Origin of the sequence: Pseudomonas sp. HR1 (assembly GCF_030175875.1) — a bacterium.
GTDB lineage: Bacteria > Pseudomonadota > Gammaproteobacteria > Pseudomonadales > Pseudomonadaceae > Chryseomonas > Chryseomonas oryzihabitans.
Genome location: NZ_JASNRF010000003.1, coordinates 74,404 through 95,807 on the forward strand (window position 1 = coordinate 74,404; position 21,404 = coordinate 95,807).

The 21,404-nt window shown below is 67.2% G+C and carries 18 protein-coding genes; 6 read left to right on the top strand and 12 right to left on the bottom strand.

Annotated features, from left to right (window positions below):
* Positions 1-95: 95 nt before the first annotated feature.
* Both QKY98_RS11815 and treA read left to right on the top strand, forming a co-directional pair.
* Positions 96-2,009 (top strand): hybrid sensor histidine kinase/response regulator, encoded by a 1,914-nt coding sequence (locus QKY98_RS11815; protein WP_027601314.1) that lies wholly within the window; start codon positions 96-98, stop codon positions 2,007-2,009.
* A gap of 99 nt (positions 2,010-2,108) precedes the next feature.
* Entirely contained in the window at positions 2,109-3,752 is a 1,644-nt protein-coding gene (gene treA / locus QKY98_RS11820) for an alpha,alpha-trehalase TreA (RefSeq protein WP_284670969.1), read from the top strand.
* 334 nt (positions 3,753-4,086) lie between these two features.
* Here the strand turns inward: treA and QKY98_RS11825 are convergent, their stop codons facing one another.
* The 9 genes from QKY98_RS11825 to QKY98_RS11865 all read right to left on the bottom strand — a co-directional run bounded on the left by QKY98_RS11825 (position 4,087) and on the right by QKY98_RS11865 (position 16,095).
* On the bottom strand, positions 4,087-4,239 hold the full coding sequence (locus QKY98_RS11825) for a hypothetical protein (RefSeq protein ID WP_007162537.1): 153 nt from the start codon (positions 4,237-4,239) through the stop codon (positions 4,087-4,089).
* A 65-nt stretch (positions 4,240-4,304) separates the two neighbouring features.
* The gene (locus QKY98_RS11830; RefSeq protein WP_284670970.1) at positions 4,305-6,116 is read right to left on the bottom strand and encodes an ABC transporter ATP-binding protein; all 1,812 of its coding nucleotides are present in this window, start codon (positions 6,114-6,116) and stop codon (positions 4,305-4,307) included.
* A 483-nt stretch (positions 6,117-6,599) separates the two neighbouring features.
* On the bottom strand, positions 6,600-8,015 hold the full coding sequence (locus QKY98_RS11835) for a GGDEF domain-containing protein (protein ID WP_284670971.1): 1,416 nt from the start codon (positions 8,013-8,015) through the stop codon (positions 6,600-6,602).
* A 120-nt stretch (positions 8,016-8,135) separates the two neighbouring features.
* Positions 8,136-10,775, bottom strand: a complete 2,640-nt coding sequence (locus QKY98_RS11840; protein WP_074584969.1) for an MGH1-like glycoside hydrolase domain-containing protein — start codon at positions 10,773-10,775, stop codon at positions 8,136-8,138.
* 269 nt (positions 10,776-11,044) lie between these two features.
* Positions 11,045-12,682: a malate dehydrogenase (quinone) gene (mqo, locus tag QKY98_RS11845; RefSeq protein WP_284670972.1), complete on the bottom strand. Its 1,638-nt coding sequence runs from the start codon at positions 12,680-12,682 to the stop codon at positions 11,045-11,047.
* A 480-nt stretch (positions 12,683-13,162) separates the two neighbouring features.
* On the bottom strand, positions 13,163-14,089 hold the full coding sequence (rlmF, locus tag QKY98_RS11850) for a 23S rRNA (adenine(1618)-N(6))-methyltransferase RlmF (protein ID WP_284670973.1): 927 nt from the start codon (positions 14,087-14,089) through the stop codon (positions 13,163-13,165).
* A 55-nt stretch (positions 14,090-14,144) separates the two neighbouring features.
* On the bottom strand, positions 14,145-15,116 hold the full coding sequence (locus tag QKY98_RS11855; protein ID WP_144947165.1) for an aldo/keto reductase: 972 nt from the start codon (positions 15,114-15,116) through the stop codon (positions 14,145-14,147).
* A gap of 59 nt (positions 15,117-15,175) precedes the next feature.
* Entirely contained in the window at positions 15,176-15,880 is a 705-nt protein-coding gene (locus QKY98_RS11860) for a pseudouridine synthase (RefSeq protein ID WP_267401458.1), read from the bottom strand.
* A complete protein-coding gene (locus QKY98_RS11865; RefSeq protein WP_144947158.1) occupies positions 15,880-16,095 on the bottom strand; it encodes a cysteine-rich CWC family protein in 216 nt (71 codons plus the stop codon). The genes QKY98_RS11860 and QKY98_RS11865 overlap by 1 nt, the downstream gene beginning before the upstream one ends.
* A gap of 143 nt (positions 16,096-16,238) precedes the next feature.
* Between QKY98_RS11865 and QKY98_RS11870 the strand changes: the two genes are divergently transcribed.
* From QKY98_RS11870 to ung, 4 genes are all read left to right on the top strand, one after another.
* Positions 16,239-17,360, top strand: a complete 1,122-nt coding sequence (locus tag QKY98_RS11870; protein ID WP_007163045.1) for a glycerophosphodiester phosphodiesterase — start codon at positions 16,239-16,241, stop codon at positions 17,358-17,360.
* A 52-nt stretch (positions 17,361-17,412) separates the two neighbouring features.
* Positions 17,413-17,865 carry an NUDIX hydrolase gene (locus QKY98_RS11875; protein WP_007163044.1) on the top strand — a complete coding sequence of 151 codons (453 nt, stop codon included), beginning with the start codon at positions 17,413-17,415 and terminating at the stop codon, positions 17,863-17,865.
* An 85-nt stretch (positions 17,866-17,950) separates the two neighbouring features.
* Positions 17,951-18,250 (top strand): hypothetical protein, encoded by a 300-nt coding sequence (locus QKY98_RS11880; protein WP_007163043.1) that lies wholly within the window; start codon positions 17,951-17,953, stop codon positions 18,248-18,250.
* A gap of 64 nt (positions 18,251-18,314) precedes the next feature.
* Positions 18,315-19,010, top strand: a complete 696-nt coding sequence (gene ung, locus QKY98_RS11885) for a uracil-DNA glycosylase (protein ID WP_085982659.1) — start codon at positions 18,315-18,317, stop codon at positions 19,008-19,010.
* Positions 19,011-19,035: 25 nt separating this feature from the next.
* Here ung and QKY98_RS11890 read toward each other — a convergent pair whose 3' ends face one another.
* From QKY98_RS11890 to QKY98_RS11900, 3 genes are all read right to left on the bottom strand, one after another.
* Positions 19,036-19,977, bottom strand: a complete 942-nt coding sequence (locus QKY98_RS11890; protein WP_042138522.1) for a DMT family transporter — start codon at positions 19,975-19,977, stop codon at positions 19,036-19,038.
* A gap of 103 nt (positions 19,978-20,080) precedes the next feature.
* Positions 20,081-20,806 (bottom strand): AraC family transcriptional regulator, encoded by a 726-nt coding sequence (locus tag QKY98_RS11895; protein ID WP_052382694.1) that lies wholly within the window; start codon positions 20,804-20,806, stop codon positions 20,081-20,083.
* A gap of 71 nt (positions 20,807-20,877) precedes the next feature.
* Complete coding sequence (locus tag QKY98_RS11900; protein ID WP_027602445.1) at positions 20,878-21,360, bottom strand: YbaY family lipoprotein; 483 nt, start codon at positions 21,358-21,360, stop codon at positions 20,878-20,880.
* Positions 21,361-21,404 lie beyond the last annotated feature (44 nt).

Genomic DNA, 21,404 nt, shown 5'->3' on the forward strand with positions numbered 1-21,404 from the left:
AGCGCGAAGCGAAACGTCGAAACTGTTAACGTAGACGGGTTCGCCTCGTCTGCTGGCGTTATGACATCTCCTTCTCCTACCGGCCACTAACCACCATGTCCCAGTTCCTTGCCGTCGGCCTGTTCGAATACGATCCCAGCCGCGCCAGATGGCGCGCGGATGCTGCCTGCGCGGCCATGCTGGAACGGGACGCCGAGGTACTGGCCCGGGGGCTCGCGCCCGCCGAGTTGCTGAGCGATCTGCAGAGCCGCAGCGCGCCACCCGAGGGCCTGCTGCCCGCCCCGGGGCAGGTCTGGGAGGCCTGGCGCCAGGGCGCCGATGGCCAGCTGCGCTGCCTGCAGTTCCAGCGGCGCGAGGCCGGCGGCGTACTGCTGGACGTCACCGCGCAGCGTCGCCATGAAGCCGAACTCTGGCAGGGCGAGGCCTTCAAGCGCAGCGTGATGGTCTGCAGCGTCGACTGCATCAAGCTGATCGATCTGGAAGGGCGCCTGGAGTACATGAATCCGGGCGGTCTCATGGTCATGGAGATCGACGACTTCATTCCCTTCCAGGGCCGCCTCTGGGCCGAACTCTGGCCCGAGGAGCAGCGCCATGAGGTGACCGCCGCCATCGAGGCGGCGCGGCAGGGTGGCATCGGCCGCTTCACCGGACTCGCGCCCACCGCCAAGGGCACCCGGCGCTGGTGGGACGTGGTGGTCACGCCGATCCTCGGCGATGACGGCAGCCCGCTGAAATTCCTCTCCATTTCCCGCGACGTCAGCGAAGCCGTCCACACCCGCGAGGCGCTGGACGAACTCAATCGCAACCTCGAAGAGCGCATCGAGGTGCGCAGCCAGGAACTGGTGGCCCTGGAAGAAGAGTTGCGCCAGGCGCAGAAGATGGAAGCCATCGGCCAACTCACCGGCGGCATCGCCCACGACTTCAACAACCTGCTGACCGGCATCGTCGGCTCCCTCGACCTGATGCGCCGCCGGGTGCAACAGGGCCGTATCCAGGAGCTGGAACGCTACCTGGACACCGCCACCCGCTCGGCGGAGAACGCCGCGGCCCTGACCCAGCGGCTGCTGGCCTTCGCCCGCCGCCAGGTGCTCGAACCCCGCCCGGTGGATGCCGGCCAGCTGGTGCAGGGCATGCACGAATTGCTGCGCCACAGCCTGGGCAAGAAGATCCGCAAGGACGTCCAGCTCGACACCGACCTCTGGCTGCTGCACTGCGATCCGCACCAGCTGGAAAACGCCATCCTCAACCTGGCCATCAACGCCCGCGACGCCATGCCCGAGGGCGGCAACCTGAGCATCCGGGTGGACAATGTCAGCGGACCCCTGAGCATCGGTCTGCCGATCGAGACGGTGGACGGCGATTTCGTCCGCATCCAGGTCTGCGATACCGGCACCGGCATGGACGCCGATACCCTCAAGCGCGCCTGCGAACCCTTCTTCACCACCAAACCCAGCGGGCGCGGCACCGGACTCGGGCTGTCGATGATCTACGGTTTCGTCCGCCAGTCCGGTGGCCAGGTGGAGATCCACTCGGTGGTGGGCGAGGGCACCTGCATCAGCCTCTATCTGCCGCGGCTGCTGGCCCGGCCGGCGCCGGAAAGCGCGCCCAACGACGCCGAGGGCCCGGTGCTGCCGGAAGTCTCCGGCGACTGCGCGCTGATCGTCGAAGAAGAGCGCGAAGTCCGCGTCATCATCGGCGAGGTGTTGGCGGAACTGGGCTACACGCCGTTGGCGGTGGCCGACAGCGCCACCGCTGTCGCGCTCATCGCCTCCGGCACCCTGCGCATCGACCTGCTGGTGACCAGTCTCGGTCTCGCCGGGCTGGACGGCCGGCAACTGGCCGAGCAGGCGCGAGCCACCACGCCCGGACTGCCGGTGCTCTATCTGTCCGGCCAGGCGGATCCGGCGTCCCTGCCGGAGCTGGCGGAAGAGGGCGTCGAACTTATCGGCAAACCCTTCGGCCTGGAAGAGCTGGCGCGCTGCGTGAGGCGTCTGCGTCCGGGCGGCTGAGCCGGTCGCGGCGAACTGTCGCGGCGCGCCAGGGTCGATCCTTTCGAGTCGCAACCTCCGTTGCGGCTGCTGTCGTGTCGACAAGAAAAGGAGCGCTTCATGAAACGCCTGCCACCTGCGCCACCCGCGCGGATGCTCGTCCTGTCCCTGTCCATCGCCTTTCTCGCCGCCTGCGCCCATGAGGGCAGCAAGCCGGAAACCCCGACCTGGAGTTGGCGCGACGCCAGCAACGCCCGCGCCGTGCCGCCGGACCAGGCCTATCCCGAGCTGTTCGCCGCGGTGCAGCAGGGCAAGCTGTTCAGCGACCAGAAGCAATTCGTCGATGCCCTGCCCAAGCGCAATCCAGCCGACATCCGCCAGGACTACCTGGCCCAGCGCGACAAGCCGGGCTTCGACCTCAAGGCCTTCGTCAGCGCCAACTTCGAAGAATCCGATCCGATCAAGGCCGCCCCGCCCAAGGCGGGGGCCGACCTGCCCACCCACGTCAAGGACCTCTGGCCGGTGCTGACCCGCCATTACGAAGAGGTGCCGGCCTACAGCAGCCTGCTGCCGCTGCCCAAGCCCTATGTGGTGCCGGGTGGCCGCTTCCGTGAGGTCTACTACTGGGATTCCTACTTCACCATGCTGGGGCTGGCCAAGGACGGGCGCACCGACCTGGTCCGCGACATGGTGGACAACTTCGCCCATGAGATCGACGTCTACGGTCACATCCCCAACGGCAACCGCAGCTACTACCTGAGTCGCTCGCAACCGCCGTTCTTCGCCTACATGGTCGACCTGCAGGCCAGCCTGGAAGGCGACTCCGCCTATCGTCGCTACCTACCGCAGCTGCAGAAGGAATACGCCTACTGGATGGCCGGCGCCGAAGGCCTGCAACCGGGCCAGGCCAATGCCCATGTGGTCAGACTGGCCGATGGCACCCTGCTCAATCGCTACTGGGATGCCCGCGACACCCCGCGTCAGGAGTCCTACATGGAAGACCTGGCCACCGCCGCCCAGGCCAAGGGCCGACCGGCCGGCGAGGTCTATCGCGACCTGCGCGCCGGCGCCGAGAGCGGTTGGGACTTCTCCTCGCGCTGGCTGGGCGACGGCAAGACCCTGGCGACCATCCGCACCACCGCCATCGCGCCGGTTGACCTCAACAGCCTGCTCTATCACCTGGAGCAGACCATCGCCAAGGCCTGCGAGAAGACCGGCGAGGCCAGTTGCGTCCAGGCCTACAGCCAGAAGGCCAAGACCCGTCAGCAGGCCATCGACCGCTACCTGTGGAATCCCGCCGGTTACTACACCGACTTCGACTGGCAGGCCAAGCGCCGCACCGACAAGCTCTCCGCCGCCACCCTGTTCCCGCTGTTCGTGGGCGCCGCCAGCCAGAGCAGTGCCGACCAGACCGCGGCGACCGTGGCCAACCAGCTGCTGCGTCCGGGCGGCATCGCCACCACCACGGTCAAGACCGGCCAGCAGTGGGACGAACCCAATGGCTGGGCACCGCTGCAGTGGGTGGCCGTGGACGGCCTGCGCCGCTACCAGCAGGACAAGCTGGCTGCCGACATTGGCACCCGCTTCCTGACCCAGGTGCAGAACCTCTACGCCCGGGAGCAGAAGCTGGTGGAGAAATACGATCTCACCGGCGGCCAGGGCGGTGGCGGCGGTGAATACGAGTTGCAGGACGGCTTCGGCTGGACCAATGGCGTCACGCTCAAGCTGCTCGAACTCTACAAACCGCAACCCGGCGCGAAATAGGGCAAAAGAAAAGGTCCGCTACGGCGGACCTTTTTCATGGCGTGAAATCCGTAGATTGGGCTGAGACAACTCCATCGTCGAAGCCCAACAATCTGGACGTGATGACTCACCCGTTGGGCTTCGCTGCGCTCAACCCAACCTACGGTCGGCTCTTTCCCCTCTCCCTCCGGGAGAGGGCCGGGGTGAGGGCAAACCCTACGCCAGATCCATCCGAATACTGACGCCAGATTTCACAGCGGATCCACCGGCGGCGCATCGTCCTCGTCGGCCGGCAACTCCGCCGGATGCAGCCCTTCCGGGTCTTCATCCTCGGGCAGCGGCAGGATGGCGTTCATCAGCTGTACTCCGGATTGCGCGGATTCTTCTGCGGCAGGCGCTCCTCGACCGGCTTGTCATCCGGATCTTCGCCCACGGGCTCCTCGGGATCGGGCGCGATGTCCGGATCGATGTCCAGGTCGTCGGGGTTTTCCTTGATCTGATCGTTCATGCGGCCTCCGCGAGTGGTTGTCAAACGTTGGGCAGACCCCCTGGCGCGAAGTTCGCCACCGGCGATCAGCGATAGCCTCTGGCCTGCAGATCGAACAGCTGGGCATAGCGACCACCGCTGGCCAGCAACCCCTCGTGATCGCCCCGCTCGCGGATCTCCCCATCTTCCAGCACCAGGATCTGGTCGGCGTTGCGCACGCTGGAGAAGCGATGGGAGATCAGCAGGGTCATGCGTTGCTGCGCCTGGGCGCGAAAGCGCTCGAAGATCACCGCCTCGGCCGCGGCGTCCAGCGCGGCGGTGGGTTCGTCCAGCACCAGGATGTCGGCGTCCTCGCGCATGTAGGCGCGCGACAGGGCGATCTTCTGCCACTGCCCGCCAGACAGTTCCTGGCCGCCCATGAACCAGCGTCCGAGCTGGGTCTCGTAGCCCTCGCGCAGACCGGCGATGACCTCGTCGGCCAGCCCCTGCTCGGCCGCCTTGCGCCAGCGCGCCTCGTCATTGAAGGCCTGGGTGTCGCCGACGCCCAGGTTTTCACCGGCGGTGAGCTGGTAGCGGATGAAGTCCTGGAAGATGACGCCGATGCGCCTGTGCAGGGCCGCCGGCTGCCACTCCTGCAGATCGCTGCCATCGAGCAGGATACGGCCCTGGGTCGGGTTGTGCAGGCGGGTCAGCAACTTGATCAGGGTGGTCTTGCCCGAACCGTTGGCCCCCACCAGCGCCAGGCTCTGGCCCGGCGCCAGGTGAAAGCCGATGTCCTTGAGCGTTGGCGCGGGCGCGCCCGGATAGGTGAAGCCAACCCCTTCGAATCTCAGGCCGTCGCCAGGCTGGCTGCCCGCCGTGAGGCTGCCGCCTTCGGCGCTGGTCGGCTGGCCCAGGTAGTCATAGAGATTGCTCAGGTAGAGGCTGTCCTCGTAGAGGCCGCCCAGGGCGGTCAGGCTGGCGCTGACCGCGCCCTGGCCCTGGCGGAACAGGGTGAGGTAGAGGGTCATCTGGCCCAGGCTCAGGCGGCCGCGCACGGTATCGAGCACCACCCAGGCATAGGCGGCATAGAAGGCGAGGGTGCCCAGCAGGCCAAAGACGAAACCCCAGCCGTCACGTCTCAGCGTCAGGCGGCGGTCCTCGGCGTAGAGCTTGGCGAAGGTGGTGCGATAGCGCTCCAGCAGCAGCGGCGCCAGGCCGAACAGCTTGACCTCCTTGATGTAGGCCTCGTGGGAAAGCAGCGTCTCCAGATAGGTCTGGCGGCGGGTCTCGGGCGCACGCCGGCTGAACAGGCGAAAGGCATCGCCGGAAAAGCGCGCCTCGGCCAGGAACACCGGTAGGGCGCCCACCACCAGCAACAGCAGCGCCCAAGGCGAGAAATGCACCAGCAACACGGCGAAGCTGATCAGGGAAATGAGGTTCTGCAACAGGGTCAGGGACTTGGTCACCAGCGCCAGGGGCCGGATGGAGGCCTCGCGCCGGGCCCGCACCAGCTTGTCGTAGAAGTCGGCGTCCTCGAATTGCGCCAGCGACAGGGTCTGGGCCTTTTCCAGGATCAGCAGATTCACCGTCTGCCCCAGACGTACCCGCAGCAGCGATTGCTGCACCGACAGCAGCCGCTGGGCGCCCGCCAGGGCCGCCAGTACCCCGGCTTCGGCCAGCACGAACTTCAGTACCGGCCACAGCGGTGCCTGGCCCTGGTCGGCATGCAGCCGCATGGCCGCCACCACGGCATCGACGATGCGCTGCCCCAGCCAGGCGGCCAGCGCCGGCAGCAGGCCGGCGACGAGGGTCGCCAGGATCAGGCCGATCATCAGCGCGGGAGAGGTACTCCAGACCAGGCCGGCAGCGCGGCGCATCTGCTGTTGCACGATAGCGAAGGAGGTCGAGAGGGCCATGGCGGATCTTCGGCGGGGGTCAGCATTAGTCGAGGCGGCGGTCGCCATGTTCCCCAGGCTATGGCAAAAGGCTTACACCGACTGGTGTCACCTGGCCATGTTGCCACCTGCGGGGGCTGCGTAATCTACACCCATCAGCCGCGCAGGATGCGCAGCTCTGAGGTCACGGACGAAGACCAGGCCAGGATGGCGCCTGACAGGATGTTGGGATGGTCGCAACAAAGAACCCGCTTCGGCGGGTTTTTTGTTGGGCGCGATTCAGGGTTGGCGGGCGGACCGGGCGGGGTATGGCAAAAGGCTTACACGCAGTGGTGTCACCTGGCCATGTTGCCACCTGCGGGGGCTGCGTAATCTACACCCATCAGCCGCGCAGGATGCGCAGCCCTGAGGTCACGGACGAAGACCAGGCCAGGATGGCGCCTGACAGGATGTTGGGATGGTCGCAACAAAGAACCCGCTTCGGCGGGTTTTTTGTTTTGGGCGTCATTCCGGATTGGCAGGGGCTTCGGGTCCGGGTTCCGCGGCGATGCGGTTGCGGCCGGCGCCCTTGGCTGCATAGAGCGCCCGGTCGGCGCCTTCGGTGAGGGTGTAGGCATCCATCCCGGCCCTGTGGGTGGCCAGGCCGACGCTCAGGGTGATGGGACGTCGTGACCAGGCGTGGTTGGCGACGGCGGCGCGGCAGCGCTCGGCCACCAGGTGGGCCGCGGTGAGATCGGCACCCGGCAGCAGGATGGCGAATTCCTCGCCGCCGTAGCGGAAGCAGGCGTCGTTGTCGCGACAGCTCTGCAGCAGCAGCTGGCCGACGGCCTGCAAGGCGCTATCACCCGCCTGGTGACCATAGGCGTCGTTGTAGGCCTTGAAGTGATCCACGTCGATCAACAGCATGGACAGCGGCGTGCGCTGCTCCTCGGCGCGCAGCAGGTGCTCCGCCAGGCGCAGGTCGAAGGCGCGTCGATTGAACAGGCCGGTCAGGGCATCGGTGACGCTGCGCTGCTCGGCGGCCTGCATCATGCCCAGCAACTGGCGCTGCGAGGCCTCCAGCATGTGCTGTTGCTCGATGTGCTCGGTGACGTCCACCGACAGGCCCGCCAGGGCGATGCCCTGGCGGGTGACCAGGGGAAACTTGTAGGACTGCCAGAAGAGGCGGCGGCCATCGAGGGCGGTCATGCGCTCGACGAGGCGGCTCGGCTTGAGTTCGTTCATCACCTGCTCGTCGACCTGGCGAAAACGGGGCGCCGCCTCTGGCCAGATGGTGAAGTCGTCCTGGCCGATGACCTCGTCGCGGGTCAATTCAAGCTGCTGCAGGAACGGCTCGTTGACATAGCGGTAGCGCCAGTCGCGGTCCTTGATGTAGGCGATGAAGGGCCCGTTGTTCATGAAGGCGGAAAAGTTGATGTCCAGCTCTTCCAGCTGGCGCAGGGTATCGCGCTGTTGCAGCAGGATGATGACCTGTCGGGCCAGCCGTTGCAGGTTGTCGACCTGAGCCGTCTCGAAACGCCGAACCCGGTCGTCCATCACGCAGAGGGTGCCCAGGGCGACCCCGTGCCGGTCGAGCAGGGGGATGCCCAGGTAGGCGCGCATCCCTTCCAGCCCGGGAGCGGACCGGAGATGGGCGACGCGTGGGTCGCCTTGCAGGTCTTCCACCAGGAAGGGCTCACGCGGGGTACGGATCGCCAGGTGGCAGAGGGAGGCGTCGACCGGCACCTCGGCTAGCGTCAGGCCCTGACAGGCCTTGAACCAGAGACGGTGTCGATCGGCGAGGGTGATGAAGGCCACCGGCGCCCGGGTCAGCTGGCAGGCCAGGACGACGATGTCCTGGTAGGCGGCTTCGACGCCGCTATCGAGAATCTGCAACTCGCTCAGGGCGTGGAGACGCTGGGCGTCATCGGGGGCAGTCATGCGGGCTCGCGAAGGCGGGATGTCTGGCTAGAGCATAGTACCCGGGGTGGCCGAGGAAAACTGCAGCCTTGCCACAGTCCGCCGTGGTGCCGGTCGGGACCGGCACCCCGGCGTGCTCGGCTAGCGCCGGGGTTGCAGCAGCAGTGCCACCAGGGCGCTCCAGCCGGTCTGGTGGGAAGCCCCGAGTCCGCGGCCGTTTTCACCGTGGAAATACTCGTGGAACAGCACCAGGTCGCGACTGCGCGGATCGTTCTGCAATTGCGGATAGTCGACCATGCTCGGGCGCTTGCCATCGGCGTCCTTGAGGAACAGCCGGGTCAGGCGCTGGCTGAGGCCGTCGGCGACCTCTTCCAGATTGGCCAGGTAGCCCGAACCGCTGGGATATTCCACCGAGAAGCTGTCGGCGTAGTAGCGGTGGAATTCGTGCAGCGACTCGATGAGCATGTAGTTGATCGGCATCCACAGCGGTCCGCGCCAGTTGGAATTGCCGCCGTACAGGCGCGAATCCGATTCCGCCGGCTGGTAGCGGGCGCTGAGCAGATTGCCGTCGGCCTGGCGCATCTCGAAGGGTTGCTGTTCGTGGGCCTTGGACAGCGAGCGGATGCCGTATTCGGAAAGGAATTCGTTGTCATCCAGCATGCGCTTGAGCAGCAGCTTGGTGCGATGGCCGCGCAGCAGCGAGAGCAGGAATCTGTTGCCCTGGCCGGGCTCGGTCCAGCGCGAGACCAGCCGGGCGAGATCCGGACGCTGGCGCAGGAAGCCGCGCAGCCGTCCGCCGAGGCCGGGAAGGCCCTCGTGCTCGCGCTGTTCCAGCACCTGCACCGCGAACAGCGGGATGAGGCCGACGATGGACCTCAGGCGCAGCGGCTCGGCGCTGCCATCCGCCTTGTGCAGGACGTCATAGAAGAATTCGTCCTGTTCGTCCCAGAGGCCGTCTTCGCGGTCGTCGCTGTGGTTGATGGCGCCGGCGATGTGCAGGAAGTGCTCGAAGAACTTGACCCCCAGATCGACGTACACCGGATTTTCCTTGGCCAGCTCCAGGGCGATGCGCATCAGGTCCAGGGCATAGGCGGCCATCCAGGCGGTGCCGTCGGCCTGGTCCAGGTGATAGCCCTCCGGCAGGGGTGCCGAGCGATCGAAGAGGGCGATGTTGTCCAGGCCGAGGAAGCCGCCCTGGAAGATGTTGCGACCCTCGGTGTCCTTGCGGTTGATCCACCAGGAGAAATTCAGCAGGAGCTTGTGGAAGACGCGCTCGAGAAAGACCCGGTCGCCCACCCCGGTCAGGGACTTTTCCTGCAGGTAGACGTGCCAGGTGGCCCAGGCATGCACCGGCGGATTGGCGTCCTCGAAATTCCACTCGTAGGCCGGCAGCTGGCCATTGGGGTGCATGAATCTGTCCTTCACCAGCAGCAGCAACTGCTGCTTGGCGAAGCCGGGATCGATCAGGGCATAGGCCACCGCCTGGAAGGCCAGGTCCCAGGAGGCATACCAGGGGTACTCCCATTTGTCCGGCATGGAGACGATGTCGAAATTGAGCAGGTGCCGCCAGTGGCCGTTGCGGATGCGCTGGCGCTGCGCCGGCGGCGTCGGCTGGGCCGGATCGCCATCGAGCCAGCGATTGACCTCGAAATAGTAGAGCTGCTTGGACCAGAGCAGGCCGGCCAGGGCCTGGCGCTGTACCAGGCGGGCATCGGGATCGGCGATCTTTTCCTGCAGGGCGGCATAGAAGGCGTCGGCTTCGGCGATGCGCTCGGCAAAGATCGCATCGGCATCCACCGACAGCGCATTGGTGGGCGCCAGGCGCAGGTAGACCACGGTCTTGGCGCCACCCTCCAGCTCCACGGCGAAATGGGCGGCCGCCTTGCTGCCGAAGTCGCGGCGGATCGCCTCGCGGGCGCCGCGCACCACGTAGTCGTTGATGCCGTCCTTGAAGGGGCCCTCGGCAGCTTCACCGGTCAGGCGGGGCAGGTTGGTTTCGTTGTTGCAGAACAGCCACTCGGCCTCGCGCGGGCCCCAGGCGCTGACCACCAGGTCGGGCCGGTCGAAATAGCTGGCGCGGACCTGGTCGCCTTCCAGGCTGAGCATGGAGCGCGGCGGGGTACCGGTCCAGGCCCAGGTGTTGCGTGACCAGATCTGCGGCAGCACCCGCAGGCTGGCGCGCTCGGTCCCGCGATTTTCCACGGTGACCCGCATGAGGATGTCGTCGGGGGTGTGCTTGGCATATTCGACGGTGACGTCGAAATAGCGGTCCTCGGCGAAGACGCCGGTGTCGAGGATCTCGAATTCGCGATCGTTCAGCCCGCGCCGGGCGTTTTCCTCGGTGAGCTGGGCATAGGGAAAGGCGGCGTGGGGGTACTTGTAGAGCATCTTCTGGTAGGCGTGGCTCGGCACCCCGTCCAGGTAGAAGTACAGCTCCTTGACGTCCTCGCCATGGTTGCCCTCGGCGTTGGTCAGGCCGAACAGCCGTTCCTTGAGGAAGGGGTCGCGCTCGTTCCAGAGGGCGATGCCCAGGCACCATTGCTGGGCCTTGTCGCAGAAACCGGCCAGGCCATCTTCGCCCCAGCGATAGGCGCGGCTGCGCGCATGGTCGTGGGGAAAGTAGCGCCAGGCGTCGCCGTCGGCGCTGTAGTCTTCACGGACCGTGGCCCACTGGCGCTCGCTCAGGTAGGGTCCCCACTGTCGCCAGGCGGCGGCGTCGGTATCAGCCAGGCGCTGGCCTTCTCGGGTATGCAGGATGCCCGGGGCGGGATGTGCCGTCATCGTGTCTCCAGATTCAGGTAACGGTTAAGGCTCGAGGATAGATCACCATTGTGGCGTGCAAAGAGCGGCCTCGGCGTATCGCTGCAGTTTTAGTGCCTGTCTGGCGGGAAAAAATTCACGCCGTTGCGGTTTTCGTCACAGGGCTCCGGCCGCGGCAGGGGCTCTAGCCCGGGCCGGACGCGGGCGAAAAAAAGCCCCACGCCGGATCCGGGTGGGGCCTTTGGTCTTCGCGGTAAGCCCGCTGCGTACGCAGCGGGCCTGGCAGCGACTTACAGTGCCATGTCGTTGGCGGCCTTTTCGACACGCGGAGCGCTGGCGGTGGCCTTGGCGTTCTCGGTGCCGGTAGCGACCGGCGGGGTGGCCAGTTGCAGGACTTCGGCGGTGTAGTTCCACTCCTGCTGCACGCGCGCGGGGTCGCTGTTCAGCTTGGTGCCGTAGCTGGGCACGATCTGGTGCAGCTTGGCTTGCCACTCCGGGGTCGCGACCTTGTCCTTGAACACCTTCTCCAGCACGCTCAGCATGATGGGGGCGGCGGTCGAGGCACCCGGGGAGGCGCCCAGCAGGCCGGCGATGCTGCCGTCCTTGGCGGCGACGATCTCGGTGCCCAGCTTCAGCACGCCACCCTTGTCGGCGTCGCGCTTGATGATCTGCACGCGCTGACCGGCCTGCCACAGGCGCCAGTCTTCCTTCTTGGCGTTGGGGAAGTACTCGCGCAGGGCGGCCATGCGGTCGTCATCCGACAGCATCAGCTGACCGGCGAGGTATTCCACCAGCGGGTACTCGGCCACGCCCACGCGGACCATCGGCCAGGCGTTGTGGGTGTTGGTGCTGGTCAGCAGGTCCAGGTAGGAACCCTGCTTGAGGAACTTGGTGGAGAAGGTGGCGAAGGGCCCGAACAGGATCACGCGCTTGCCATCGAGCATGCGGGTGTCCAGGTGCGGAACCGACATCGGCGGTGCGCCCACCGAAGCCTTGCCGTAGGCCTTGGCCAGGTGCTGCTGGGCGATCTCGGGATTGTCGGTGACCAGGAAGGAGCCGCCCACCGGGAAGCCGGCGTAGTCGTTGGCTTCGGGGATGCCCGACTTCTGCAGCAGGTGCAGGGCACCGCCGCCGGCACCGATGAAGACGAACTTGGCGTCGGTCTCGGTCTTCTTGCCGTCCTTGAGATTCTTGTACTCCACGCGCCAGCTGCCATCGGCATTGCGGGTGATGTTCTCGACTTCGCTGGACAGATTCAGCTTGAAGTTCGGCTTGGACTGCAGGTTGGCGGCGAACTGGCGGGTGATCTCGCCGAAGTTGACGTCGGTGCCCAGCGGACTCCAGGTGGCGGCGATCTTCTGCTTGGGATCGCGGCCTTCCATCATCAGCGGAACCCACTGCTTGATCTGCACGGGATCCTCGGAGTACTGCATGCCGGAGAACAGCGGGCTGGCCTTGAGCGCCTCGTAGCGCTTCTTCAGGAAGGCGATGTTCTCGTCACCCCAGACGAAGCTCATGTGCGGGGTGCTGTTGATGAAGCTCTTCGGATCCTTGAGGACGCCGTTCTTGACCTGCCAGGACCAGAATTGACGGGAGATCTGGAAGGCTTCGTTGATCTCGATGGCCTTGGAAATGGTGACCTTGCCGTCCTTGTCTTCCGGGGTGTAGTTCAGCTCGGCCAGGGCGGAGTGGCCGGTACCGGCGTTGTTCCAGCCGTTGGAGCTCTCGTCGGCGACCTTGTCCAGGCGCTCGACCATTTCCATGGTCCAGTTCGGCTCCAGCTCGTTCAGCCAGATGCCCAGGGTGGAGCTCATGATGCCGCCGCCGATCAGCAGGACGTCGACCTTCTTGGTGTCTTCGGCCTGTGCGGTGCCCAGGGCGGAGGCGATGGCGACGCCGAGCAGCGCGCCAGTCATTTTCTTCAGCATGTGGTCTCTCGTTCGATAGAAGCTGGGTCTGCTTATCGAGTTTCGGTGCGGTGCGGCACCATGGCACATGGGTGGATGTGCAGTGGGCGAGGCAGAATGCAGCCGGAAACACGCAAGGGCAGGTTCTTGTCCCTCCACCGCCCCTCTCTCATGAGTCACCGGAGGAGTCGGAGCAAAAACGCGATGCACGGCCTTGGCAGCGGCTGGCCGGAGACGAGGTCTCGGGCGCGGCTGCATGCGCGTGGCGTTTTTGTTGCCGGACATTTTAATGGGAAGGGGTAGGGCTGCCTAGCCTTCAATTCATTGGCTTTGCCTATTAGCCTTTGGTCTAATCTCGTGTGACCCCGGTCAAAGTCCCGCCAGATGGGTCGTCGAGCGCACCGGAGCGGCTCCAGGCGCGGCCGCGCAGGCAGCCGGCAGCACCGACGAAACCGGTCAGAAAGCCGCCGAAGGGTCGTTGTTCAAGTGCGGGGCGGTCGGTCAGGCGAAGCGCCAGGCAAGAAAGCGGCTCTGCTTCTGGCCCTGGGCCATGGCGACGACGCGGACCTCGCCAGCCTGCTCGCGGCGCAACGCCACCTGCAACGGCGGCAGGTTGCTGGCCTTGGATACCAGGCAGGTGAACCAGCCGACTTGGCGTGCGCAGGCACGGCTCTCGCGGATCATCCGGTCGATGAAGGCCGCCTCGCCGCCGGGACACCAGAGTTCGGCCGCCTGGCCGCCGAAATTAAGCAGGGGTACCTGCTTGCCGGTGGTCTTGCCCAGATTCTTCCACTTGCGCTGGCTGCCGCGGACGGCATCGTCGGGGCTGGCGTGGAAGGGCGGATTGCACAGGGTGGCGGCATAGCGCTCGCCGGGTTGCAGGATGCCGGCAAAGATCGCCTGAGGCTCCGGCTGCAGACGCAACTCGATGGCGGCGGCGCAATCCGGATTGGCCGCCAGGGTGCGTCCGAAGGCATCCAGCGCCGCCGGGGCGATGTCGCTACCAACGAAGTGCCAGCCATACTCCTTGAAGCCGATCAGCGGATAGACGCCATTGGCGCCCGTACCCACGTCCAGCAAGCGGGTCGTCGCGCCCCGGGGAGTCCGGCCGCCATTGCCCTCGGCCAGCAGGTCGGCCAGGTGGTGCAGGTAATCCGCCCGGCCGGGAATCGGTGGGCAGAGAAAATCGGCGGGAATGTCCCAGTCGCGCACGTCGTGATGCAGCGCCAGCAGGGCCCGGTTGAGCGCCCGGACCGCCTGGGGATCGGTGAAATCGATGGACAGGTTGCCCCGCGGCGTCGGCGCCACGAAGGGCCTGAGCGCTGGGTTCGCGCGCATCAGGGCGGGAAAGTCGTAGCTGCCCTGGTGGCGATTGCGGGGATGCAGGGGCGCGGGGCGGCCAGGCAAGGGGCGGCGGGGCGAGGTCATGAGGGCAGGCAGGGTGGAAAAGGGGCGGCGAGCCTAGCACAGCCGCCCTTTTCACTCACGCGGGTGTCGGGGCGTCCTCCGGCAGCACGCCGATCTCGCGCAGGTTGCGCCAGAAGGCGGCGGGGATGGGCGCCCGCAGCAGCTCGGCGTTCTGTCGGGCCCGCTCCGGGGTGCTGCTGCCGGGAATGGTGGCGGCCACCGTGGGATGGGCCAGGCAGAACTGCAGGGCCGCGGCGCGGATGTCCACCCCGTGATCCTGGCAGACGCCCTCGATCAACTCGACCTTGCGGAGCAGTGCCGGCTCGGCTTCGGCATAGTTGTAGTGCTTGCCGCCCGCCAGCAGACCGGAGTTGTAGGGCCCACCCACCACGATGCCCACGCCGCGGCGTTCGCATTCGGGAAAGAGGGTGTCCAGGGCTTCGCGGTGGTCCAGCAGGGAATAGCGACCGGCCAGCAGGAAGGCGTCGGGATCGCTCTGCTCCAGTGCCAGGCGGCAGGGCTCCACCAGGTTGACGCCCAGGCCCCAGCCCATGATCAGGCCCTCTTCGCGCATCTCGGTAAGGGCCTTGGCCGCACCTTGCATGGCCTGGGCGAAGTAGTCGCGCCAGGCCGGGCCGTGCTGGTCCTCGGACAGGTCGTGGATCCAGACCAGGTCGAGGCGGTCGGTCTTTAGGCGTTCCAGGCTGGCCTCGATGGAGCGGCGGGCGCCGTCGGCGGAATAGTCGAGCACCCGCTTGAAGGGCAATTCATTGACGAACGGCGGCGCGTTTTCCGGCTGATCGGCCGGTTCCAGCAGGCGGCCGACCTTGCTGCAGAGGACGAAATCGTCGCGCGGCTTGTCGGCCAGCACCTCGGCGAAACGTCGCTCCGACAGCCCGGCGCCATAGTGGGGCGAGGTGTCATAGAGGCGGATGCCCGCGTCCCAGGCGGCTTCGAGGGTCGCCCGGGCCTCGGCGTCGCCTACCTCGCGGAACATGTTGCCCAGCGGGGCACCGCCGAATCCGAGGGAGGGGATATCGATACGCATGAGAGGTCTCCAGGGGTACGTGTCTGCATCCCGACCGGTGCCCCGCCGCTCCTGTTCCCCTAATCCGCCGGACGTAGCAGCGCCACCTCTGCGGGCGTGAGTGGACGACAGGCGCCCTCGGCCAGCGCCGGATCCAGTTCCAGGCTGCCGATGCGATCGCGGTGCAGGGCGATGACCTCGATGCCGAAGCGGCCGAACATGCGCTTGACCTGGTGATAGCGACCTTCGACCAGGGTCAGGTAGGCGGTGTGCTCGTCCAGCAGCTCCAGCCGCGCCGGTTGGGTGGTGAGGTCTTCGTAGGCGAAGTAGAGGCCCTCGGCAAAGGCCGCGACCAGGTGCTGGGGGATGACCTCGGCGGTGGTGACCTGGTAGCGCTTGGTCTGCTTGTGGCGCGGATGACTCAGGCCGCGCGACCACTGGCCGTCGTTGGTGAGCAGCAGCAGGCCGGTGGTGTTGAAGTCCAGCCGTCCGGCCAGGTGCAGATCGGCACGCTGGTCCGGGGCGAGACAGTCCAGCACCGTGGCATGGCGGGCGTCGACGGTAGCGCTCACGCAGCCGCGCGGCTTGTGCAGCATCAGGTAGCGGCCGCCGGGACCGTCCTGCAGCAGGCGCTCGTCGGCCTCGATGCGATCGAAGGCGAACACCTCCTGCGCGGCCTGCAGGGTGGTGGCGCCGTTGACCCTTACCCGGCCTTCCGCGAGCAGGCGCCGGGCGAGCTGCCGTCCCAGCTCGGGTCGGTTGCCCAGCCAGCGGTCCAGGCGCATCAGCGAGACTCGCCGGCGACGCCGGCCGCGCAGGCTGGGCAGAGGCAGCGTCGATCGCGCTCTTCCGCGGGCAGGCGTTCCAGGGCGGCGCGATCCATCGGTGTCTGCAGGCACCAGCAGTCGCGGAGCTCGCCACCGGCCGCCAGGACGCAGCTGTTGGCCTGGCCGCACAGCGGGCAGCGGGTGGGATCGAAGGGCGTGGGCGATGCGGCCATGGTGATCTCGTCGGGCGAAGCGGGCGGCAGAGTACCGGAAATTGCGACCTGGATAACGTCCGCTACGCTGGGGGTCTGCGTACTGTCGCATCCGGGGTGCAAGCTGCATCCTAGCTCCGATCGTCGGACCACCCGAGGAACCCATGACAATAACTGCTCTGCGCACCCTGATCCGTACCCTCATTCCCGGCACCCTGCTGGTCAGCCAGCTGGCGCTGGCCACCGAAGCCGATGTCGGCCAGACCCTGGCCCGGCAGGCCGGCATTCCCTGGCCGGCGGTGATCGCCCATCGCGGCGCCTCCTTCGACGCCCCCGAATCCACCGCCCCGGCCTACCTGGTGGCGCGGGAGCTGGGCGCCGACTACCTGGAACTCGACCTGCAGCGCACCAAGGACGGCCAGCTCATCGCCCTGCACGACGACACCCTGGAGCGCACCACCGACGTCGCCAAGCGTTTCCCCGAGCGCGCCAAGGCGCCGGTCAGCCAGTTCACCCTGGCCGAACTCAAGTCGCTGGACGCCGGCAGCTGGTTCAATCAGGCCCATCCCGACCGTGCCCGGCCAAAGTTCGCCGGACTCAGGATCCTCACCCTCGACGAGGTCATCGACATCGCCGAAGGCGGTCGCAACAAGCCCGGGCTGTACATCGAGACCAAGCAGCCCAAGCTGTTTCCCGGCATCGAGCGCGACCTCAAGGCCAAGCTGACCCAGCGCGGTTGGCTCGGCAAGCCCAAGGCCGGCGCCACCGGCGTCGCCGCCATGCCCGGGCGGGTGATCCTGCAGACCTTCGAGAAAGGCAGCCTGGAGCTCCTGCAGAAGGAGATGCCCGACACGCCGAAGATCCTGCTGCTGTGGCTGGGTGACGACTACATCCCGGCCAAGCCCGGGCCCACCTACGCCGAATCGGGCGAGGCCAGCAAGGCGGCCTACTATGCCAAGCAGCAGGTGCGCTCCGAGGGCGATTTCACCGCCTGGATCGAGTGGGCCAAGGCCCATGGCGCCATCGGCATCGGCCCCTCGGCGGCCCTTGAGGAGGGCGGCGACCAGAGCTATGCGGACCTGGTGAAGCCCTGGATGAACGACGTCGCCCACGAGCGGGGTCTGCTGGTGCATGCCTATACGGTGGACTCGGCGGTGGACTACGCCCGTCTCGCGCCGCGTGGGGTGGATGGCTTCTTCAGCAATCGCGCCGCCGAATTGCTGAAGTTCTATGAGCGTCCGGCCAAGCAGGCACCCGCGGCCCTGCTCAAGCAGCTGGGTTACTGAGTCCAGACGGGGAGGCCTGGCGGTCTCCCCCATCGCCACCGGAGGCCTCCGCATGTCCCGCCATGCCTTCAACGGCGCCAAGCTGGCGCTGCTCTGCGCCGAGCAGATCCTGGTCTATCAGCGCGATGACAAGCCCGACATCCCCTGGCCGGCTCTCTGGGACCTGCCGGGCGGCGGGCGCGAAGACGACGAAACGCCCGAGCGCTGCGCCCTGCGCGAGCTGGAAGAGGAATTCGGCCTGGTGCTGGATGAGGCGCGGCTGACCTGGGGACGTTGCTATCCACCGCGTCAGCCGGGCTATCTGCCCAGCTGGCTGTTCGCCGGGCAGTTGCATCCCGCCGAGATCGCCGCCATCCGCTTCGGTGACGAAGGCCAGCACTGGCAGTTGATGAGTATCGTCGACTTTCTCGCCCATCCCCAGGGCGTGCCCCATCTGCAGGCGCGGCTGCGGGACTACCTGGGCGAGCGGAAGGAAAGCGGACCGGCGTCTCTTAATCCCGGCTGAATGAACGCGCGATAATCGAGCGCGAGCGGCGGGCGCAGCTTAAGCTTTCTCCAGGCCCATCCGGGCCGTTCTGGAGATCTCCCCCATGCGCCATTTCCTCTTGGCGTCGCTCTGTGCCCTGACCTTCACCGGCTGCACCGTCTACGACACGTCCCCGCGCTATTACAGCCGTCCGGCACCCCCCGCGGCGGTCTTTTACGGCACGCCAGCCTATCCGCCGCCCGCGGTCATCGTGCGGCCCTATGGCTACGGCTACTACTATCGACCGGCCCCGCCACCACCGCCCCACTGGGGGCCGGGTCCCGGTTGGGGACCGCCGGGCTGGGGGCCGCGTCCGGGTTATGGTCCGCCCGGCTGGGGCCCGCGCTACGGTCCGCGCTGGTAGCGGGTTTGACAGGGGCAGCCGGCTTTTCTAGGGTGCTGCCCTTGTCTTGACCAGGAAGCCTCGAATCGTGGACGACGATCGCATCAAGCTCGACCCCCAATGGAAAGCCGCGCTGCGCGACGAATTCGAGCAGCCCTACATGCGTCAGCTGAGCGAGTTCTTGAGGCGCGAGAAGGCGGCGGGCAAGGTCATCTATCCGCCCGGTCCGCTGATCTTCAATGCTCTCAATACCACCCCTCTGGATCAGGTCAGGGTGGTCATTCTCGGTCAGGATCCCTACCACGGTCCGGGCCAGGCCCATGGCCTCAGCTTCTCGGTGCAACCCGGGGTGCCGGCGCCGCCGTCGCTGCAGAACATCTTCAAGGAACTCAAGCGCGACCTGAACCTGCCCATTCCCAACCACGGCTATCTGCAGCACTGGGCGGAGCAGGGCGTACTGCTGCTCAACACCTCGCTGACCGTGGAGCAGGCCAACGCCGGCTCCCATGCGAAGGCCGGCTGGCAGCGATTCACCGATCGCGTCATCGAGGTGGTCAGCGCCGAGCGCGAGAATCTGGTGTTCCTGCTCTGGGGCAGCCATGCCCAGAGCAAGCAGGCGCTCATCGATCCCCAGAAGCACCTGATCCTCAAGTCGGCGCATCCCTCGCCACTGTCGGCCCATCGCGGCTTCATCGGCAACGGCCACTTCGGTCGCACCAACGAATTCCTGCGCAACGCCGGGCTCACCCCCATCGACTGGGCCTTGCCGCCGCTGGCGTAGGAGGGGCGCAGCCGGATTCTCAGGGTCATGTCGCCGCCGCTACCGTCCGGGCCGGGCGCCGGTGGCACTGCAGGCACCAGCTCGTCCCGAGCAGGAGCAGGAGGATCGCCAGGGCTTCCAGGCGAGTCGGCCAGCGCCCGTTCCAGAGAAAGCCATAGGTCAGCGAGGCCAGGGTCTCGATGACGATGGCCTGGCCACTCAGGGTCAGGGGTAGCCGGCGGCTGGCCTGGTTCCAGCAGGCGCCACCGATCACCGAGGCGAGCAATGCCACGCCGGCAGCCACCAGCAGCGGCTGCAGCCAGTCCGCCGGTGCTCGCCACGCCAGCGCCTCGCCGAGCAACCAGGGCGCGGCCAGCAGGGCCTGGGCGCCGGTCATCCCGCCCAGCAGCAGGCCCCAATCGTGGGCGCCGATCGGCGTCCTGGCCAGGAAGCGCGTGTTGACCACCGCGAACCAGCTCCAGGCCAGCAGGGCGCCACAGGCGCACAGCAGGCCCAGGGCGGGCTGCTCGCCGACGGCGGTGGTGGTCAGCGTCTCGTAGCTGATCAGGGCCACGCCGAGCAGCGCGCAGCAGAGCGACGGCCAGAGGCGCCCGAAACTCACGGCGCCCGCGTCGCGCTGCCCGGCCAGGGCCACCAGCAGCGGGATCAGGCCGACGATCAGGGTGGTCGCCGCGATGCCGGCCTGCTTCACGCCCACGCCGACCAGGGTGTAGTAGCCCAGGTTGCCGATCAGGCTGAGCCAGAACAGGCGTCTGCCGTCGGCCCAGCTCAGTTGCGAGCGCAGTCGGCGCCAGCAGGGCAGCAGCAGCCCGAGAGACACCAGGCCGTAGCAGAGAAAGCGCAGCACGGCGAACTGGGCGCCGCTCAGGTCGGGGACCAGCGCCGGCGCCAGAAAGATCACGCCCCAGCACAGGCCTGCCGCCAGCCCATAGCCGATACCCACTGCCGATAGTTCTCGTTCCTGCATAGCACCGTCTCCACCCATTCGCCACCAGTGTGGCGACGGCGAGGGAAGCCGGTCTTGCGCGAGACTGCGCGGCTTTTTACCTGGACTGCTTAGCTGGACTGCATTACCCGGGCAGTCGCTGGCCGCGCCGCCAGGCGGCCGGGCTGATGCCCTGGCGGCGGGTCATGGCGCGGGTCAGGGCGGCCTGATCGGAAAAGCCGACGCGCAGGGCGATGTCGGCAATCGGTAGGCGGCTGTCGCCCAGCCAGCGCTGCGCCTGGCGCAGGCGTAGATCGGTCAGCCAGGCCTGGGGCGTCTGGCCGAAACGCTGGTGGAACAGCAGGTGCAACCGCGTCAGCCCCAGACCCGCCAGGCGGGCCATGGCCGCATTGTTCCAGTCACCCGCGGGCTGGGCCTCCACCTCGGCCAGCAAACGGTCGAAGGCCGAGCCGGCGGCAGTGGCGTCGAGCGAGGCGAGCAGCAGGCGGGTGAGTTCGGGCGCGTGTTGATCGAGGGTATCAGGCGAAGTCAGCTCGGCGAAGGTGATCAGCTGCCGCGTCGCGGGCTGGATCGCCAGCCCCGGCTGCCGCAGCGCGCGATCCAGAATGGGGGCAGGCAACCAGTCGGCGGCGCAATCGATCACCAGAAAGCGGCTGCCTGGCTCCGATTGCTGGGCATGACCGCAGTCGGGCGCCACCAGGGCCGCGAGCCCGGTATGCAGCCGCGTCCCGCTACGCCCGGCGAGTTCCAGCTCCATGCCGCCCTGGATGGGCAGCACCAGCTGCGCGAAGGCATGGGCATGGGGCTGGTGGTCGCCCTGATAGCGCTTGATGGCGAGGCGAGGAGTCAAGGCGCACCTCGGTGGAGAAGCGGGAGGTCGAGAGCCTTGATCCTAGCATGCCCCGCCGAGTCTCTTGGAGTTCAGCGCACCGGCTGCAGCGGCAATTCCACCTCGCCACCGCTGTTCAGATCCACGGTCACCGGCTCCTGGGTCAGGTACAGCGGACGACCGCCGAGCAGGATGCGGCCGCTGAGCAGATAGCGCTCGCCGCTCTTGACCTTGGCCGGGGCGTAGTCGAGGCGGAAGGGCACCTGGCCGGGTTGCTTGACGAACAGGGTGCGCTGGGCCAGACGACCGGCAGGGGTATCGCCGGCGCTGGCGCTGTAGAGGCTGACGGTGAGCTTGGCGGTGGGCGGTACCGGCTCGTTGGCGGTAAAGGTGGCCTGGCCGCTGAGGCTGGTCATGCTCGGCTGGGCCGGCACGCCAGGGGTGGTGGTCTGCGGCTGCTCGGTGGGCGGCAGCGGCTGGCCGGCCGGCGGCGGTGGCGTCGCGGGACCGGGGCGCAGCCCGCTACAGGCGCTGAGCAGCAGCGAGGTGGCGAGCAGGGTGGCGATTCTTTTCATGGGTAGATCCTGGACTGAAATCGACTGCTGTGACCCATGGATGC